16 protein-coding genes are annotated in these 17,439 nt (G+C 65.1%); 9 read left to right on the top strand and 7 right to left on the bottom strand.

What is annotated here, in order from left to right:
* The first annotated feature begins 12 nt into the window (after nucleotides 1–12).
* Together groL and NKG95_RS04940 are read left to right on the top strand one after the other, a co-directional pair.
* Complete coding sequence (gene groL / locus NKG95_RS04945) at nucleotides 13–1,644, top strand: chaperonin GroEL (RefSeq protein ID WP_023718104.1); 1,632 nt, start codon at nucleotides 13–15, stop codon at nucleotides 1,642–1,644.
* Nucleotides 1,645–1,746: 102 nt separating this feature from the next.
* Nucleotides 1,747–1,959, top strand: coding sequence for a hypothetical protein (locus NKG95_RS04940; RefSeq protein WP_353040099.1), 213 nt, complete (start codon nucleotides 1,747–1,749; stop codon nucleotides 1,957–1,959).
* A 67-nt stretch (nucleotides 1,960–2,026) separates the two neighbouring features.
* On the opposite strand, the gene NKG95_RS04935 is transcribed toward NKG95_RS04940, so the two are convergent.
* From NKG95_RS04935 to NKG95_RS04910, 6 genes are all read right to left on the bottom strand, one after another.
* On the bottom strand, nucleotides 2,027–2,506 hold the full coding sequence (locus NKG95_RS04935; RefSeq protein ID WP_353040098.1) for a GNAT family N-acetyltransferase: 480 nt from the start codon (nucleotides 2,504–2,506) through the stop codon (nucleotides 2,027–2,029).
* Nucleotides 2,507–2,614: 108 nt separating this feature from the next.
* Entirely contained in the window at nucleotides 2,615–2,983 is a 369-nt protein-coding gene (locus tag NKG95_RS04930) for an endonuclease domain-containing protein (RefSeq protein WP_023718107.1), read from the bottom strand.
* A gap of 294 nt (nucleotides 2,984–3,277) precedes the next feature.
* A complete protein-coding gene (locus tag NKG95_RS04925) occupies nucleotides 3,278–4,294 on the bottom strand; it encodes an ABC transporter permease (protein ID WP_023718108.1) in 1,017 nt (338 codons plus the stop codon).
* The gene (locus NKG95_RS04920; RefSeq protein ID WP_353040097.1) at nucleotides 4,291–5,880 is read right to left on the bottom strand and encodes a sugar ABC transporter ATP-binding protein; all 1,590 of its coding nucleotides are present in this window, start codon (nucleotides 5,878–5,880) and stop codon (nucleotides 4,291–4,293) included. The genes NKG95_RS04925 and NKG95_RS04920 overlap by 4 nt, the downstream gene beginning before the upstream one ends.
* Before the next feature lie 212 nt (nucleotides 5,881–6,092).
* Nucleotides 6,093–7,043, bottom strand: a complete 951-nt coding sequence (locus NKG95_RS04915; protein ID WP_353040232.1) for a substrate-binding domain-containing protein — start codon at nucleotides 7,041–7,043, stop codon at nucleotides 6,093–6,095.
* A gap of 228 nt (nucleotides 7,044–7,271) precedes the next feature.
* On the bottom strand, nucleotides 7,272–8,279 hold the full coding sequence (locus NKG95_RS04910) for an aldo/keto reductase (protein WP_353040096.1): 1,008 nt from the start codon (nucleotides 8,277–8,279) through the stop codon (nucleotides 7,272–7,274).
* 185 nt (nucleotides 8,280–8,464) lie between these two features.
* On the opposite strand from NKG95_RS04910, the gene NKG95_RS04905 reads away from it, so the two are divergent.
* The 6 genes from NKG95_RS04905 to NKG95_RS04880 all read left to right on the top strand — a co-directional run bounded on the left by NKG95_RS04905 (nucleotide 8,465) and on the right by NKG95_RS04880 (nucleotide 15,196).
* On the top strand, nucleotides 8,465–8,689 hold the full coding sequence (locus tag NKG95_RS04905; protein WP_352589668.1) for a hypothetical protein: 225 nt from the start codon (nucleotides 8,465–8,467) through the stop codon (nucleotides 8,687–8,689).
* Between the two features lie 155 nt (nucleotides 8,690–8,844).
* The gene (gene ligD / locus NKG95_RS04900) at nucleotides 8,845–11,331 is read left to right on the top strand and encodes a DNA ligase D (protein WP_353040095.1); all 2,487 of its coding nucleotides are present in this window, start codon (nucleotides 8,845–8,847) and stop codon (nucleotides 11,329–11,331) included.
* A gap of 220 nt (nucleotides 11,332–11,551) precedes the next feature.
* Complete coding sequence (gene ku, locus NKG95_RS04895; protein ID WP_023718114.1) at nucleotides 11,552–12,466, top strand: non-homologous end joining protein Ku; 915 nt, start codon at nucleotides 11,552–11,554, stop codon at nucleotides 12,464–12,466.
* Nucleotides 12,463–13,557: a tetratricopeptide repeat protein gene (locus NKG95_RS04890; RefSeq protein ID WP_353040094.1), complete on the top strand. Its 1,095-nt coding sequence runs from the start codon at nucleotides 12,463–12,465 to the stop codon at nucleotides 13,555–13,557. The genes ku and NKG95_RS04890 overlap by 4 nt, the downstream gene beginning before the upstream one ends.
* Nucleotides 13,558–13,771: 214 nt before the next feature.
* A complete protein-coding gene (locus NKG95_RS04885; RefSeq protein WP_352844587.1) occupies nucleotides 13,772–14,416 on the top strand; it encodes an alpha/beta hydrolase family protein in 645 nt (214 codons plus the stop codon).
* Nucleotides 14,417–14,425: 9 nt separating this feature from the next.
* Nucleotides 14,426–15,196 carry an exodeoxyribonuclease III gene (locus NKG95_RS04880; protein WP_352496062.1) on the top strand — a complete coding sequence of 257 codons (771 nt, stop codon included), beginning with the start codon at nucleotides 14,426–14,428 and terminating at the stop codon, nucleotides 15,194–15,196.
* Nucleotides 15,197–15,235: 39 nt separating this feature from the next.
* On the opposite strand, the gene NKG95_RS04875 is transcribed toward NKG95_RS04880, so the two are convergent.
* A complete protein-coding gene (locus tag NKG95_RS04875) occupies nucleotides 15,236–15,700 on the bottom strand; it encodes a GFA family protein (RefSeq protein WP_352481634.1) in 465 nt (154 codons plus the stop codon).
* Nucleotides 15,701–15,878: 178 nt separating this feature from the next.
* Between NKG95_RS04875 and NKG95_RS04870 the strand changes: the two genes are divergently transcribed.
* A complete protein-coding gene (locus tag NKG95_RS04870) occupies nucleotides 15,879–17,402 on the top strand; it encodes a WD40 repeat domain-containing protein (RefSeq protein WP_353040093.1) in 1,524 nt (507 codons plus the stop codon).
* Nucleotides 17,403–17,439 lie beyond the last annotated feature (37 nt).

Genomic DNA, 17,439 nt, shown 5'->3' with positions numbered 1-17,439 from the left:
AGGAGTGATCCAATGGCTGCCAAAGATGTGAAATTTCATACCGAAGCCCGCGAGAAAATGCTGCGCGGCGTCGATATTCTCGCCAATGCGGTGAAGGTAACGCTCGGTCCAAAGGGCCGCAATGTCGTCTTCGATAAGTCGTTCGGCGCGCCGCGCATCACCAAGGACGGCGTGACTGTCGCCAAAGAAATCGAGCTCGAGGACAAGTTCGAGAACATGGGCGCGCAGATGGTGCGCGAGGTCGCCTCGAAGACCAGCGACACCGCAGGCGATGGCACCACGACCGCGACGATTCTTGCTCAGGCCATCGTCAGGGAAGGGGCCAAGGCGGTCGCTGCCGGCATGAACCCGATGGATTTGAAGCGCGGCATCGACAAGGCGGTCGACGCCGTCGTCGCCGACCTGAAATCCAATGCCCGCAAGGTGACCAGGAACGACGAGATCGCCCAGGTCGCCGCCATCTCTGCCAATGGCGATGCCGAGATCGGCCGCTTCCTCGCAGAGGCGATGGAAAGGGTTGGCAATGAGGGTGTCATCACTGTCGAGGAAGCCAAGACCGCTGAGACTGAGTTGGAAGTGGTCGAAGGCATGCAGTTCGACCGTGGCTACCTCTCGCCCTATTTCATCACCAACCAGGATAAGATGCGCGTCGAACTCGAAGAACCCTATGTGCTGATCCACGAGAAGAAGCTGTCCAACCTGCAGGCCATGCTTCCTGTGCTCGAAGCCGCCGTGCAATCCGGCAAGCCGCTGTTGATCATCGCCGAGGACGTCGAAGGCGAGGCGCTGGCGACGCTGGTCGTCAACAAATTGCGCGGCGGCCTGAAGGTTGCGGCCGTCAAGGCGCCGGGCTTCGGTGACCGCCGTAAGGCCATGCTCGAAGACATCGCCATCCTGACCGGCGGCACGGCGATCTCGGAAGACCTCGGCATCAAGCTCGAGAACGTCACGCTGGAGATGCTCGGCCGCGCCAAGAAGGTGCTGATCGAGAAGGAGAACACCACCATCGTCGACGGTGCCGGCCGCAAGGATGAAATCCAGGCGCGCATCAGCCAAATCAAGGCGCAGATCGAGGAAACCACCTCCGACTACGACCGCGAGAAGCTGCAGGAGCGGTTAGCCAAGCTCGCTGGCGGTGTCGCCGTCATCCGCGTCGGAGGCTCGACCGAGATCGAGGTCAAGGAGCGCAAGGATCGCGTCGACGACGCCATGCATGCCACACGCGCGGCGGTCGAGGAGGGTATCCTGCCCGGCGGCGGCGTGGCGCTGCTGAGGGCGGCGAAGGCGCTCGATAACGTTGTCGTCGACAATCCCGATCAGAAGACCGGTGTCGACATCGTGCGTCGCGCCATCGAAGCGCCGGTGCGCCAGATCGCCGAGAACGCCGGTGCGGAAGGTTCGATCATCGTCGGCAAGCTGCGCGAGACGACCGACTTCGGCTATGGCTGGAACGCCCAGACCAACGAGTTCGGCGACCTGTACGGGCAGGGCGTCATCGATCCGGCCAAGGTCGTTCGCACTGCGCTGCAGGGTGCCGCCTCTGTTGCCGGCCTGCTGGTGACGACCGAGGCGATGGTGGCCGAGAAGCCGAAGAAGGAAACGCCCATGCCTCCGATGCCCGGCGGTGGCGGCATGGACTTCTAAGATCAGGCTTTCAAAGCGAGATTTCGAAACGGCAGATGGGCCGTGTCCGCCAACGCGGGCACGGGCTTGCCGGTTCGGGTCGAATGCTGAGCAGGTGTTGCCATGGATATGACGGACAGTTTTGGGAAGATCGCGGCGCCGACCCGCCCGAAGAACGATTTCAACTATGAAACCAATTGCAGGGCGGCGCTGGCGCCTTTGGTCGACGGCCTGCTGGATATGGCCGAGTCGGCCGGCTGGGACCGCCGCAAGGCTGCCTACACGCTGATGTTTCTGTCGGCTCAACGCGTGGGAGCCGGCAAGGAAGGAGCGTAAATGATCGCGGCGCGGATGCGCGATTGCCTGCTCTAGTGGGGAAATTGGCAGCTTCGCCGACAGCGCTCTAAGCCATCGGTAGCAACCGGCGCATAATCAGCGAGGCGTGGCCGCCCACCCCGTGTGCAGCCGGCCGGCGCTCGACCACTTCGAAACCGTGCTTGCGATAAAAGGCGATTGCCCGGTCGTTGCCCTCGATCACCTCCAGCGCGATGCTGGGAATCCCCGCATGCGCTGCAAGAACCGCGTGCAAAAGATCGGCCGCCAGCCCGGTGCCGTACTCGCTTTTGTCGATATGGAGCCGCTCGAGCATGACATCGCCCTTGTTGCCCATCGCGGCCATCGCGTAGCCGGCGAGCGAGCCGTCCGCCCGCTCGGCCACGAACCACATCTTGCTGTCGTCCACGAGCTCGGTCACCAGCCGCTCCGGCGCGTGCTTCTCATCCGACAGCCGTGCCGTGGTCTCGGCACCCAGGATTGGCGAATAGGTGTGGCGCCAGGATTGGCCCAGCAGCCGCGATACTGAGGGCACGTCCTGTTCGGTCATGGTTCTTATTTGGGTCATTGGCACCTCGCCTCAGAAACCTGCCCCTTTTGAGCGGAGATGTTCGGCAGGACAGAGAGGTGCTGTCCCGCCGATCCTGCACGGCCGAGTTCAGCGCACATCCGCGCCGGCCGTCATGACTATGTGCTGGCAGACATTGTCGATATCGCGAATGACGTCGTCGTTCCAGAAGCGCAGGATAGTCCAGCCGCTGCTCTCCAAATAGGCGCTGCGTATCCTATCCCGCTCGGTGTGCTCAACGTCGGCGTGCTGGCTGCCATCGACCTCGACGATGAGGCCGTGCGTCGGGCAGGCAAAATCCACAATGTAGGGTCCAATCGGCACCTGCCGGCGAAAGCTCAAATCCATGAGCCGATGCGCGCGAAGCTCATTCCACAGTTTCAGCTCGGCGTCGGTCATCGCGCGACGCATGGATTTTGCATTCTTGCGCTGGCGTGACGGAACGAGATCGTGCCCCACTAGGCGCTCCTGTCTTCGTGATTGGCGAAGTCATGGGTGACGGCCGATCTCTCCCCTTGCGGGGGAGATGCCCGGCAGGGCAGAGGGGGGTGCTGTCCCGCCAGCTTGTCAGCCATTTGCAGTCTAATCCTCCTGCTGGAATGGGCTTGGAAGCGGCTTACATTGAGACGTTGGCGATCCTTCCCACCCCCCTCTGTCCTGCCGGACATCTCCCCCGCAAGGGGGGAGATTGGCTGTTGCCAGCGCTTTCGCCAACCTCTTGCTGCCTTGCAGCGAAAATCGTCGCCCCCGCCATCACCGCCTTACCCGCGATTTCAGCCAGCGGTCGAAGGCGACGGCGAGGATGAGGATCAGGCCGATGACGATGCTTTGCGTGTATGACGAGACGTTGTTGAATTGCAGCCCGTTCTGCAGGACGCCGATCAGCCCTGCACCGACCACCGTGCCGCCGACGCTGCCGATGCCGCCGAACAGCGAGGTGCCGCCGATGACGACCGCCGAGATCACCGTCAGCTCGTAGCCGATGCCGGCGACGGCTTCGGAGGAGTTGAGCCGCGCCGACAAAACGAAGGCGGCAAGGCCGGCGAAGAAGCCGACGATGATGTAGACCGAGATCAGGATGCGGTCGACGCGCAGGCCGGAGAGCCGCGCGGCCTCGGCATTGCCGCCGACGGCGTAGACGGCGCGACCGTAGCGCGTGTAGCGCAGCACGATGTGGCACAGGATTGCGGCAATCGCGAAGATGATCGCCGGCACCGGCACCGGGCCGATCAGGCCGGTACCGAACCAGCGCATCGAGGCGTCGAAGCCGGAGATCGGGCCGCCATTGGAGATCGTCAGCGTTAGGCCGCGAAACACGGTGAGGCCGCCGAGCGTGACGACGAAGGGCGGTACTTTCAGCCTGGTGATGGCAAAGCCCTGGACACCGCCGGCCACGGCGCCGACGACGACGGCGGCGAGAAGGGCGGCGAACCAGCCATAGCCCAGCGTGCCCGTTGTCGACAGCGACAGCGTGTTGGCGGTGCCGCCCTTGGCCACCACCGCCGCGACCATGCCGCAGAAGGCGAGCAGCGAGCCGACCGACAGGTCGATGCCGGCGGTGAGGATAACGAAGGTCATGCCTAGCGCGATCAGGCCGGTGATCGAGATCTGGCGCATGATGTTGAACAGGTTGATCGGGTCGATGAAGCTCGGCTTCAGCACGGTGAAGACGACGATCAGCACCGCCAGGAACATCAGCGGGCCGAAGCTCATCAGCAGGCGCGCAAGATTGACGCCGCCGCGCTGGCTCCGTTCGGTCGTGCTGGTCATTGCGTTGCTTCCTGATTCTGGGCTTCCTGCTTCTGGTCGAGCGCCATCAGTTCCATCAGTTTCTCCTCGGTCGCCTCGATGCCAGGCATCTCGCCGGTGATGCGCCCGCGCCGCATGGTGACGATCCTGTCCGACACGGCAAGCACTTCGGGCAGCTCGGACGAGATCATCATGATGGCGATGCCGCGCGCGGCGAGCTCTACCAGGATCTGATGAACCTCCGCCTTGGCGCCGACGTCGACGCCGCGCGTCGGTTCATCGACGATCAGCACCTTGGGATCGCGTGCCAGCCAGCGGGCAAGGATGACCTTCTGCTGATTGCCGCCGGACAGTCCCTCGATCGCCTGCTCGGGCGAGGCCATGCGGATCGACAGCGTCTTCCTATAGTTCGCCAACGCCTCGCGCTCGCGCCGCTCGGCCATGAAGCCGACATTGGAGTAGCGGTCGAGCGCGGCGATCGAGAAATTGGTGAGGATGGCGAGTGCGGCGAAGATTGCCTGGTGCTTGCGGTCCTCCGGCACCAGGCCGATGCCGAGCTCGATGGCATCGGCGGGTGAGGCCGGCGCGATCGGCCTGCCATCGAGCCTGATGGTGCCGGCGGCAATGCGGTCGGCGCCGAAGATGGCGCGGGCGAGCTCGGTGCGGCCGGAACCGACGAGCCCGGCGACGCCGAGGATTTCGCCCGCCTTGAGGTCGAGATCGACGCCTTCGAGCACGATGGCGTGCGGCGCCTGCGGATCGCGCACCGTGCGCAGGCCGCGCACCGAGAGCCGGACGTCGCCGGCGACATCGCGCTGCGTCGGCCTCGCATAGAGCTCGGAAGCGGCGCGGCCGACCATCTTCTCGATGATCTTCGGCAGTTTGATCGGCCCACCTTCGCGGTCGAGATGGCCGGCCAGCCTGCCGTCGCGCAGCACCGTCATACGGTCGCAGATTGCCGATGCCTCCTCCAGCCGGTGGGTGACGAACATGATGGCGACGCCGTCCCGGCGCAGCCGGCCCATGATCGACATCAGCCTGTGCACTTCGGTTTCGGTCAGCGCCGAGGTCGGCTCGTCCATGATGATCAAGCGGCTCTTCAGCGATAGCGCGCGGGCGATCTCGACCAGCTGCTGTTCGGCCACCGACAGTGCGGAAACCGGCGTCGCCGGGTCGAGATCGAGGCCGACACGAGCGATGATCGCGCGGGAATCTTCCTCCATTCGCCGCCAACTGACCAGCCCGAACCGGCCGAGCGGTGCGCGGCCGATGAAAATATTCTCCGCCACGGTCAGCGTCGGGATCAGGCTCAGTTCCTGGTAGATGGTAACGATGCCGTGGCGTTTCGCATCCTGCGGATTGTGCGGATTGAATTCGAGGCCGTCGAAGACGATGCGACCGCTGGACGGCGGCATCACGCCGGACAGGATCTTGAGCAGCGTCGATTTGCCGGCGCCGTTCTCGCCGAGCAGGCCGAGTATCTCGCCGGGGCGGACTTCGAGCGAAACGTCGTTCAGCGCGGTGACGCCGGCAAAGCGCTTGGTCACGCCCTCGACGGTGAGCAGGGCGGGGGAGGGTGAAGGCGCAGTGGCTTCAGTCGCGGGCAAAGGTTGCTCCCAATTTGCGATTGGCGGGACAGCACCCCCCTCTGGCCTGCCGGCCATCTCCCCCTCAAGGGGGGAGATTGGCAGCTTCATTGGCCTCGCCTCTTCTGCAAGATCGAAAATTAGCGAAAGCCGGGGTAACATCCAATCTCCCCCCTTGAGCGGGAGATGGCCGGCAGGCCAGAGGGGGGTGCTGTCCCGCCGGCTTTGCAGCCTTACTTCGTCTCGCCCAGCCTCTCCGCCTTGTCGAGATTGTCCTTGCCGATGACGATCGGCGTCAAAAGCACCAGCTTTTCCTTCGGCTCGGTCTTGTCCCTGGCGTAGGCGACCGCGATCTGCACGGCGGTGCGCGACTGCTCGCCGGGGAATTGCTCGACCGTGCCGGCCAGCTTGCCGTCGCGCACAGCGACCAACGCTTCGGGAAGCGCGTCGAAGCCGTAGATCTTGACGTCGGTGAAGTTGCGCGCCGCGCAGGCTTCAACCGCGCCAAGCGCCATGTCGTCATTGGCGCAGATGATCGCGTCGGGCTTGCCGTTGGCGGCAAGGCCGGCCTCGGTGACGGACAGCGCCTCGGCGCGGGCGAAGTTGGCGGTCTGCTCGAAGATGATCTGGTACTTGTCCTTCATGGGATCAAGGACGTTGTGCACACCCTTGTTGCGGTCGATCGCCGGGCCGGCACCGGGCTGGCCCTGCAGATGGAAGATCTTGGCGCCGTTCGGGAACGCCGCCACCATGGCCTGTGCTTCGGCCTCGCCGCCCTTGACATTGTCGGCGCCGACATGGGCGAGGATGCCTTCGACGCCCTCGACGCGGCGGTCGATAGTGACGACGGGAACGCCGGCCTTCACCGCTTCCTCGATGGCTGGGGCCAGCGCGTTGACGTCGAGCGGCGAGATGACGATGGCGTTGACCTTTTGCACCAGTGCCGCCTCGATGTCGGCGGTCTGCTTGGGCGCCGAGTTCTGGCCGTCGCTCTCGACCAGGTTGACGCCTTGCGCCTGGGCTTCCGCCTTGATCTGGTTCAGCATGTGCACGAAGAACGGAAAGCCGAGGCTCGGCACCGAACCGAGGATGGTCAGCTTGTCCTGGGCAAGCGCCAATTGCGGAGCGGCCAGCGCCAAGGCGCCCATCGCCGCGGTCGACAGCAGGAATTCACGTCTGTTGATCAATTTAGTCTCCTCCCAGATGAGCGCACGACCCCGAAACCGGAATGGGTTTTCCGGAAGGTTCCTTGCGTCGATTCAAAATGGAGTGTCCTTCGAGCGCCCAACTCGTGTTTGAAGGGACGCAACGGCGCTCCAGCCGGTCCACCGCGACGTTCTCCTCCGCTCGGTGCCTGCCGGCGGATGCTAGCCAAGGCCGGAGCTTTGCGCAAGAACGGGAGAAGGCAAGACCTACCGATCGATCATCACCATGGTGCGCTCGCCGTAGCGCGGACCGGCGACCTTGCCGGGCGCCAGCGCGTCGTCGAGCACCTGCATCTCGGCGGCGTCGAGCCTGATCGAAGCCGCGGCGACGTTCTCTTCGAGGTATTTTCTGCGCTTGGTGCCGGGGATCGGCACGATGTCGATGCCGAAGTCGCTCCCCTTGTGAAGCAGCCAGGCCAGCGCGATCTGGCCTGGCTTGACGCGCTTGGCCGCGGCGATGTCGAGTACCGTGGCTGCCGCCTGCATGTTGGCGTCATAGTTGGCGCCCTGGCAGCGCGGATCGCCGCGCCGGTAATCGCCCTCTGGATAGTCTTCGGCGCGCCTGACATCGCCGGTGAGAAAACCGCGGCCGAGCGGCGAGAACGGCACCAGGCCGATGCCGAGCTCCTTCAGCAGCGGAATGATTTCCGGCTCGAGATTGCGCTCCCACAGCGAGTATTCGCTCTGCACTGCCGACACCGGATGCACGGCATGCGCCCGGCGGATATTGGCGGCGCCGGCTTCCGACAGGCCGAAGAAGCGGACCTTGCCCTGAGCAATCAGCTCGCCGACAGCACCCGCCACCTCCTCGATCGGCACCGCCGGATCGACGCGGTGCTGATAGAGGAGGTCGACGTGGTCGGTGGCTAGCCTCCTCAGCGAACCTTCGACAGCCTCGCGGATATGCTCCGGCCGGCTGTCGCGCTCGGTGCCGACTTGCTTGCCGTTTTCGATGCGAAAGCCGAACTTCGTCGCGATCGTCACCTCATCGCGCCGGCCCTTCAGCGCGCGGCCGAGCAGTTCCTCGTTAGCGTGCGGCCCATAGACTTCCGCAGTGTCGAGGAAGGTGCAGCCGAGTTCGATGGCGCGGTGCAGCGTGGCGGTCGATTCCGCCTCGTCGGCCGGGCCGTAGGACTGGCTCATGCCCATGCAGCCGAGGCCGATCATGGAAACCTGCAGCCCCTGGCCGCCGAGTTTGCGTGTCGTCAACGTCATGTAAAGTTCTCCAGGTCAGCAGCGCGTTCCAAGCCGCCATGTTCAATATAGCGCGCCGGCTCGGTTTCCACAGAGCGAGAGACGCCGCCGCGCGAGGGTTCGCAGCGGTCGCCAAATTGACAGCCGACCCGCTCTCGGCCATCCTTAGGCATGCCGCCTTGCGGCTTTGTGCGTGAGTAACCAGCATGGCCAGTTCCGTCACCAGCCAGAAATCCAAGCGCGCCGCGGTGCGCGAGGCGCTCGACCGCCACAAGGTCTACATCACCGCGCAGCGTTTTTCCGCCGGCGGCTACAGTGCGCGAGTGCTGGTCGACGGCGAGGCCTATTGGGTCGACGAATTCCGGCTCAGCCAGCTGCAGCAGGGCTTGTCGCCGGCCGAGCTCGAATTGACGCCGGCCACCGACGATTGAGCGGCGTGACTTCCCATCCTTCGTCATCCCAGGGCGGAGCAGGAGCGAAGCGACGTCGCGGAGACCCTGGGATCCATGCCGTGACATTGGAGCGCCGCTGCGATGGGATTTTGATGCTGCGCTCGTTGCTTTTGCCCACCACCTACGCCTAGTCCATGCCAGCTCCTTCGAAGCTCAAGGCCTATCGCGCCAAGCGCGAGTTCACGAGGACGCCGGAACCGGCCGGTGGCCTGGCTGCCGGTGAAGGCAACCGCTTCGTTGTCCACAAGCACCACGCCACCGCCGATCACTATGATTTGCGCTTGCAGGTCGGCGACGTGCTGAAGAGCTGGGCGGTGCCGCGCGGCCCGTCGCTCAACCCGGCCGACAAAAGGCTGGCGGTCGAGACCGAAGACCATCCGCTCGAATATATCGATTTCGAGGGCGTCATTCCCGAAGGCGAATATGGCGGCGGACCGATGATCGTCTGGGACACCGGCGTGTGGGCGCCGATGGACGATGTCGAAAAGAGCCTGCGCACCGGCTCCTTCAAGTTCCGGCTCGCCGGCGAGAAGCTCAATGGCGGCTGGATGCTGACGCGGCTGAAACCGAAGCCCGGCGAGGATGAGGGCAAGAAGAACTGGCTGCTGTTCAAGGAGCGCGATCTCGCCGCCGATGCCACGCTCGACATACTGGAAGCCCGGCCGGAAAGCGTCAAATCCGGCCGTCGCATCGAGGAACTGGTGGCACCGCCGAAGCCGGCCGCCAAACCTGTCAGGCCGGTGGTGCTGAAACCCGGCGCTTTGCCGGGCGCCGTCAAGGCGCCGCCGCCTTCCCGGATCAAGCCGCAGCTGGCGACCTCCGTGGCCAAGCCGCCGGGCGGTGAGGATACTGGAGAGGAATGGCTGCACGAGATCAAGTTCGACGGCTACCGCACCATGGCGCACCTGGCCGACGGTGCGGTCAGGCTGATCACCCGCGCCGGCCTCGACTGGACGAAGCGCTATGGCGACCTGCCGCTTGCCTTCGCCAGGCTGCCGTGCCGGGAGGCGATCATCGACGGCGAGGTCGTCGCGCTCGACGCCAAGGGCATCAGCCGCTTTGCGCTTTTGCAGGACGCGCTGGCCGAAGGCGCCGGCAACAAGCTTCACTTCTACGCTTTCGACCTCGTCTATCTCGACGGCTGGGACCTGACAAAAGCGCCGCTTCGGCGGCGCAAGGCGCTGCTTTCGCAACTTCTGTCCGGTCTCGGCGCCAACTCCGCCATCCAGCTCAGCGATCATGTCGAAGGCGACGGCCAGGCGCTCTATGACCAGGCATCCGAGATGGGGCTGGAGGGTGTGGTGTCGAAACGCGCCACGGCGGTCTACCAGAGCGGCCGCACCAAAACCTGGACCAAGACCAAGGCGCTCCAGACCGGCGACTTTGTCATCGCCGGCTACACCGTCTCCGACGCGGCCGAGGGGCTCGCTGCACTTGGCCTCGGCGAATTCGAAGACGGCGAGCTGCACTATCGCGGCAAGGTCGGCACCGGCTTCGATGCCGCGACCGCAGGCGAATTGCTGGCGCGGCTGGAGCCGTTGCGGGCCGGTGCATCCGCGCCCGAAGGGGTTCCGCGCGAGATCATGCGCGAGATGAACTGGGTGCGGCCGCTGCTTTCGGCGCATATCCACTACGCCAACCGGACCACCGACAATGCGCTGCGCCATGCCGTGTTCCGCGGCCTGCGCGATGTCGGCCTGTCGACGCCGGTTTCGGCCAAGCGCAGGCGGCTGATCGCCGAGGCCGACCTCGCCACAATCTGGGTGACCAACCCGACGCGGCGGCTGTTCGGCAAGACCGGCCCGACCAAGCTCGACATCGCCGTCTATTACGCGCTGGTCGGCGATTTCATGCTGCCGCACATTCTCGGCCGGCCGGTGTCGCTGGTGCGTTGCCCGACCGGCAAGCCGCAGGACTGTTTCTTCCAGCGCCACGCCTTCACCGGCATGCCTTCCTCGGTGGCGACCTTCGAGGCGACCAATTCGGAGGGCGAGACCAAATCCTATCTCTCGGTGGAAGACGCCAAGGGCTATCTGGCTCTGGCGCAGTTCGGTGTCGTCGAGTTCCACACCTGGGGCACCCATCGCACGCGGCTCGACAAGCCGGACCTGATCGTTTTCGACCTCGACCCGGGCGAAGGGATCGCCTGGCGCGAGGTGGTTGAGGCGGCGGTGCACATTAAGGGCGAGCTGGAAGCGCTAGGACTGGTGCCGTTCGCCAAGACCTCCGGGGGCCACGGCATCCACATCACCGTGCCGGTGACACAAAAGCAGAACTGGAAGAAACTGCACCAGGCGACCAGCGCCATCTCCACGCATCTTGCCGCCACCGCGCCCGACATTTTCACCACCACCATGGGCAAGGACAACCGCAAGCGGCGCATCTTCATCGATTATCACCGCAATGCGCGCGGCCACACCTCGGCGGCTCCCTATTCGCTGCGCGCCCGCACCAACTTGCCGGCCTCGACGCCGGTCAGCTGGAGCGATCTGGAATCCATCGATGCTCCGCAGGATCTGAATTATTCGTCGCTGCCGGGCCTTCTGGCGACGTCAGGCGATCCCTGGGCCGACATGGAAGATTTCGCCCGGGATTTGCCGGCGATAGGCACCGCGACGTAGTTCTGCGAGCGCGGCCCAGACTCCATCGACGCTCCGGAAAATTTGAATTATTCTTCGCCACGGACCTCTTGCCTGCAGGCGGCTCCCAGCGGAGGAAGATTTCGCTAGGGATTTGCCGGTATTGTAAGGGGCAATGTAGGATTTCGGCAGCCGCATTCGTCCTCCGGACGAAACAGCGCTGCGAACAGTTCGACAGCACAAGGCCGCGTAGGAGTATTTCATGGCGCCCAGGGCAAGTTGGAAAGGTTACCTCAAGCTCAGTCTGGTCAGCTGTCCGGTCCGGCTCTATCCGGCGACCAGTGCCAGCGAGCGCATCAGCTTCAACCAGCTGCACAAGAAGACGCACAACCGCATCAACATGAAGCCGGTCGACCCTGAACTCGGGTTGGTCGAGCGTTCGGACCTGGTCAAGGGCTACGAATACGAGGACAAGCAATACATCATCATCGACGATACCGATCTCGACGCGGTGCGCATCGAATCCAACCATACGATGAACATCGAGGCCTTTGTCGACGAGCGTTCGGTCGACGTCATCTACCAGGACGCGCCCTATTACCTGGCGCCGGATGGCGCAATGGCCGAGGAGACCTTTGCCGTGTTGCGCGAAGCGATGCGCAAATCCGGCAAGCTGGCGATCGCCCGCCTCGTGCTGTCCAGCCGCGAGCGCGTGGTGACGATCGGCGCGCGCGAGAACGGCATGTTCGTCTGCACCTTGAGGAATCCGAACGAAGTGCGTGGCACGGCTGAATATTTCGGCAATATCCCGGCCGGAAACCCCGATCCGGAAATGCTGCAATTAGCCGAAGCGCTGATCAAGCAGAAGGAAACCACCTTCGACCCGAAGAATTACGAGGACCGCTACGAGATCGCGTTGATGACGATGATCCGCGAGAAGCTCAAGGGCCACAAGCCTATCATCGCGGCGGCACCTGAGCGCGGCAACGTCATCAATCTCATGGATGCGCTGAAGGCGAGCCTGTCGCAGTCGGCCAAGCCACCGGCCAAGTCGAAGAGCAAGGCCGATGAAACAGCCAAGCCTGCGGCGAAATCCGCCAAGGCCGGCGCTGGCGCGGCCAAGGAAAACCCGCTCAAGGCGAACCTTCTCAAAGCCGTCGGCAAGAGCAAGGCGTGACGGCTCTTGCCGGCACGGTCTTCGGCATCGTCGGCGCGCTGGCGGCCTTTCCGCTCAGGCTGGCGGCGCGCGAGGTCGCGCGCCAGCACGGCCAGTTGCGGCGCGGCGTCACTCGGCGCACTACGCATGTCGTGTTGGGCCGCATGTTGCTCGCCAGGGCCGGCGACATCGAGATCGAGCGCCGCGTCGCTGCGGAACGTGCAGCCGGGCGCAGGCTGGTCAGCGAGAACGGCTTCCTGCGGCTGCTCGGGTTGATGAAGGCACCGGAAGCCTCGACGCTGTCGCGGCAGTCGCTGATCGATCAGTCGCGGCTGACCGGCGCCGATCTCGACCTTTTGTCGCTGTTCGACGCCTTCGAGCATGATTGCGAACCGTATTCCTTCCGCGACCTGATCCTCGCCCGCAAATATGCCGGGCTGGTCGCCGGCGGCGCCTCATGGGGGGCGATCGTGCGGTCGGTGCATCGCTCCGGCCCGATCGCCTCGCTCACCGCCAAATCGCTCAATGTCGGCTCGCAGCACGGGCGGGCCGACGCGATCTATCTCGAGGGCGGCCAGAGCGAAGTCAACGGCCAGCTGCTGTTCGATCTGGGAACGCAGGATGACGACACGCTGGAAGAGCTGTTCGCCGATGCCGAGGCGGCGGAAGAGGCTGAAGACCACGAGCAGGCCGCGGCACTCTACCAGCGCTGCCTAGCCATCGACCCGAGCGATGCCATCGCCGCCTTCAACCGCGCCAACTGCCTGCGCGCCTCCGGCCACGCGGCCGAGGCGGCGCACGACTATGCCCGCGCCATCAAGTGCGACCCGGTGTTCGTCGAGGCATGGTTCAATCTGGCCGGGCTGATGAGCGAAGAGGGGCGGGTGGCGTCGGCTCGGCGGCATCTGCTGAAGGCGATTTCGCTAGATGCGAAGTACGCCGATGCGGTGTTCAACCTTGCGAGGCTGGAGTTCGACGCCGGCAATCTAGCCGAAGCGCGGCGGAACTGGGCGCGCTACCTCGAACTCGACGCGGATTCCGAATGGGCACGTATGGCGGCCAAGGGTATCCGGTTCGTCGATTTGCAGCTGGCGCGGATGTCGGCGGGTTAGGGCTTCATTTGGTCGCACTTGAACACCCCCCTCTGTCCTGCCGGACATCTCCCCCGCAAGGGGGGAGATCGGCAGCTTCTCCTTACCGCCCGCCTTCCAACGTTGGTGATTGGCGAAAGCGATGGCGACATTCAATCTCCCCCCTTGCGGGGGAGATGGCCGGCAGGCCAGAGGGGGGTGCGAAGGAACTCGGCCTTCATCTGCGGGCCACCCCATGACGACCTTCCTCTTCGATGGCCCCGATACTGCCCCAATCACCATCTTGCTCGCCCACGGCGCCGGGGCGCCGATGGACTCTGCCTCGATGACCGCGACGGCAAAAGCGCTGGCCGAGGCCGGCTTCCGCGTTGCGCGCTTCGAGTTCCACTACATGGCGGCCCGCCGCTACGGCCATCGCAAGCCGCCGCCGCGCGCCGAGACGGTTAACCCGGAATATATCAAGGCAATCGCCGATCTCAGGGCGAAGGGCGTGAAGGGTCCGCTCATCATCGGCGGCAAGTCGATGGGCGGACGCGTCGCTTCGATGATCGCCGACGAGATGTTTTCAAAGGGCGAGATTTCAGGGCTGCTGTGTCTCGGCTATCCCTTCCATCCGCCGGACAAACCGACGCAGCTTCGGACAAAACACCTCGCCGACCTCAAGACGCCGACATTGGTCTTCCAGGGCACGCGCGACGAGTTCGGGACCAAAGACGAGGTCGCGACTTATGCTCTGTCCGACGCAATCGAGATCTTCTGGCTGGAAGACGGCGACCATGATCTGAAGCCGCGCAAAAACATCTCCGGCTTCTCCACCGCCGATCATCTGAAGACGCTGGCTGATGCAGTGAAGGCGTGGACCGAACGGATCGTGCGCTGAAGCAGGCCGATGAAGATCGCCACCTTCAACGTCAACAACATCAACGGCCGGCTGCCAAACCTGCTCGCATGGCTGGCCGCCGCCAAACCCGACATCGCCTGCCTGCAGGAGCTCAAGGCCAGGCAGACGCAGTTTCCGCGCACCGCGCTTGCGGCGGCCGGCTACGGGGCGGTGTGGGTCGGGCAGCCGACCTGGAACGGCGTCGCCATCCTTTCGCGTGGCTCGGAGCCGGTGCTGACCCGCGAGGCGCTGCCCGGCGACGACGGCGACCAGCAGGCGCGCTACATCGAAGCGGCGGTCAACGGCATCGTCGTCGCCTGCCTCTACGCGCCGAACGGCAATCCGCAGCCCGGCCCGAAATTCCAGTACAAGCTGGCCTGGCACGAAAGGCTGGAGACGCATGCGGCGCAGTTGCTCGACACCGGCCTGCCGGTGGTGCTGGCCGGCGACTACAACATCGTGCCCGAGCCGCGCGACATCTACCCGACCCGCTCCTATGACGACAACGCGCTGGTGCAGCCGGAAAGCCGGGCATCGTTCCAGCGGCTGCTCGACCAGGGCTGGCTTGATGCGCTGCGCAAGAAGCACCCGACGGAGACGCTCTACACATTCTGGGACTATCGCCGCAATCGCTGGCCGCGCGATGCCGGCCTGCGGCTCGACCATATCTTGCTCAGCAAGAAGCTGTCGCGCCGGCTGGTAGCGGCGGGCATCGACCGCGACGTGCGCGGCGAGGTCGGCGCCAGCGACCACGCGCCGGTCTGGCTGGAGTTGAAGTGAGGCACGAAAGCTGGCGCCGCCTTTCCGGGCGGCAACCAGTCAGGTTGGCCGCGCCGCTTCGCGGGCGAACGCCTCGATCAAAGGGGCGTATCCCTCAAGGTCGGGCTGAGTAGCGAAACTGTAGGTAGCGGCGGTCGAAGCCCAGGGCAGCTTTTCCGAAGTGAAGACTTCGACGAAGGGCACGTACCAATGGTGCTCGTCCAGCATGGTCGCGCGCACGTTGACAAGGAAATCCAGGCCATGCGGACGCGTGAACATCCAGTTCTTGCAGTGCGGGCAATAGAGCTGCCGGTGCGGGCCGTGCAGGCCGCCGACCACCGGCTCGCCTTGCGTTATGGCGAAACCGTCGCTGGGCACGGCGATGGTCAGGGAATACGCGCTGGCGCTCAGCTTCTGGCAGCCGGTGCAGTGACACGCCGTCGTCAGCAAGGGCGGCGCGCTGATGCGAAAGCGTATTCCACCGCACAAGCAACCGCCGTCCCAAGGTAGCTTCCAATCGTCCATCGCTGGCCTCGCCTTAGCCTCTGCCAGCGATCTAGCGCGCGACCGGCCTCCCCGCAACACCGCGATGCCTGAGGGAGTTACCCAAGGGCTCGGTCGACATCGAGGCAACACAAGGTCATCGACAAGCAAGGCGCCGAGCGCCATCATTGCAGAGCGGACAGTGGCCGAGGGGAGCCCGATGAACAGGTTTGCCGACAGGCTGCTTGCAGCCATGATAATCGTGATCGGCACGGCTTGCATCATCAAGGCGTATCTGGCGCTTGACGAGGCGGGCGAAGCTTTCGCGTCGGTGCGTCTGGCGGTCTTCGGGGCGGCGGGTGTCGTTTCGCTAACCGCCGCGCTGTTGTTGTTGGCCGGCCTGCTGCCGTCCAGGGCGAGGCTCGATCCCAAGGCGCCACTGTTCGGCAGGGAAGCCGAGATTCGTCCGACCGGCGGCTTGCGGCGGGTCGTCCTCGTCCTGCCATTGATTGCCGTCGTTACTCTCGCGGCCGATCAGTTCGGGCCTTGGCGGAGCAGGGCCGCCGAGGAGCCGGCGCCGAACGCGCCGAAGAGCCAGGACATTGCGAGCGCACCGTCGCCGGAGCCACCCGCCGGTCCGGTGCCCGCAACCCCGCCGGCGGCGGTCCCTCCGGCGCCACCGGAGCAGGTAGCCGAGGCCCCGCCGCCCGCGGAGCCTGTGCCGCCTGCTGCTGTGCCGGCAGCGCCAGTGCAGCCGCCGGAGGTCGCGCTGGCACCGCCTGCCTCGCCACCGCAGACGATCGCGCCGTTGCCCGAGCCTCCACCGCCGCAGCCGACTGAGCCCGACGGCCACCGCGACGCCGTGGTCTGGCTGGCGGTGGCGCCGGATGGGCACTCGATCATGAGTGCCAGCACCGATCGCACGATCAAGCTCTGGGACATCGACGGCAAGCGCCTGATCCGCAACCTCGGCGTCCACAAGGACATGGCACGGACGGCACTTTTCCTGCCTGACGGCGCTCGTGCGCTGACCGCGGGCGACGACGGCGAGATCGTCCTGCGCCAGCTTTCCGACGGTGCGGTGCTGCACGTATTCTCGTCCGGCGAGAATGGCGGCGTCAACAAGCTCGCCATCAGTCCGGACGGCAGACGCGCCGTTAGCGGTCATAACACCGGCACCGTCATCGTCTGGGACCTGGAGAAGGATACGGTGCTGCACGTACTGAGCGGGCATGACTGGTCGATCAGTTCCGTCGCCGTTTCGCCGGATGGCGAACAGGCGATCTCCGGCAGCGTCGACGGCACGCTGAAGCTCTGGGACCTCGGCACCGGCAAGCAGCTGCGCAGCTGGCACGGGCACGAGCGCGGCACCTATGGCGCGGTGTTCACCGCCGACGGGCACCATGTCGTCACCGGCAGCGGCGATTACACGGTCAAGCTCTGGGATCTGGACAGCGGCCGCGAGGTTCGCCGTTTCGACGGCCATGAAGGCACGGTCTACGCGCTGGCGCTCTCGGCCGACGGCAAGCGCCTGCTCTCCGGCTCGCTCGACGGCACCGCGCGGCTGTGGGACATGGAGACCGGCAACCAGCTCGCCATGTTCGACAGCCAGTCCGGCCCGATCTACGCCGTTGCTTTTGCCGCCGACGGCACGGTGCTGACCGGCGGCTATGACCGCAGCATCAGGGACTGGCCGGCGGGCGGCGGCGATGGAGCGGTGCTTTTCGCCGGCGCGCCGGATTGATGGCCTTACGACAATTTGCATTGCCCGCGCTTGACCA

Source organism: Mesorhizobium sp. M1423 (assembly GCF_040317575.1).
Lineage (GTDB): Bacteria > Pseudomonadota > Alphaproteobacteria > Rhizobiales > Rhizobiaceae > Mesorhizobium.
Note: the sequence above shows the minus strand (reverse complement) of the source record. Positions and strands in the feature narration are given on the sequence as shown.